1 pseudogene is annotated in these 672 nt (G+C 71.1%); it reads right to left on the bottom strand.

From position 1 onward, the window contains the following. A pseudogene (locus HUK84_RS21625) lies at window positions 1-672 on the bottom strand (lysylphosphatidylglycerol synthase domain-containing protein); the annotation flags it as partial.

Below are 672 nucleotides of genomic sequence, written 5' to 3'. Positions count from 1 at the left end.
GTGGTCCAGCGCATGGTAGTGGGCGCGCCCGGCCTCGTCCCACGCCTCGATCGCGATTCGGCCGGGGCGGATCAGGCGGCCGATCATCACCAGCCCCAGCACCACCGCCAGCCCGACGGTCCAGCGCGCGACCCCGTGGGTCGAGGTGAAGAGCATGACCTCCCACCAGCTCCCGCCGACCTCGTCCTGCGGGCCCGAGCAGGCCAGCACCAGGACGCAGCCGATCAGCAGCACCAGCGACAGGATGGTCGGGAACGCCAGCGGTTCGCTGAGGATGCGCGCATGGCGGTAATAGGAACTGCGGAACGGCGCGATCAGGATCGCGACCAGGGCCAAAATGCCCGGCACAGCGGGGGATGCGCCGCGCAGCAGGGTCAGCGCGGCGGCCCCGATCAGCAGGGCCAGCGTAACCTTCCAGGCCAGGGTCACGCGCTGCGACAATCCGACCGCCAGGCCGATCAGGGCGACGCCGATCAGCGACAGCAGGTAGTCCCCCGCCACGCCCACCAGATGGTGCAGCCCGCCGACACGGGTCCAGGAGGCGGGATCGAGAATGGTCAGCGCGATCAGCAGCGCGCCGCAGATCGAGACCGCGCCCGTGGCCACGACGACCGAGAAATCGGCCTCGCTTTCACGGATGACGTGGCTGGGCCGGGCGTCGCGGGGGCCGCG

The organism is Nguyenibacter vanlangensis (assembly GCF_013376155.1).
Lineage (GTDB): Bacteria > Pseudomonadota > Alphaproteobacteria > Acetobacterales > Acetobacteraceae > Gluconacetobacter > Gluconacetobacter vanlangensis.
Note: the sequence above shows the minus strand (reverse complement) of the source record. Positions and strands in the feature narration are given on the sequence as shown.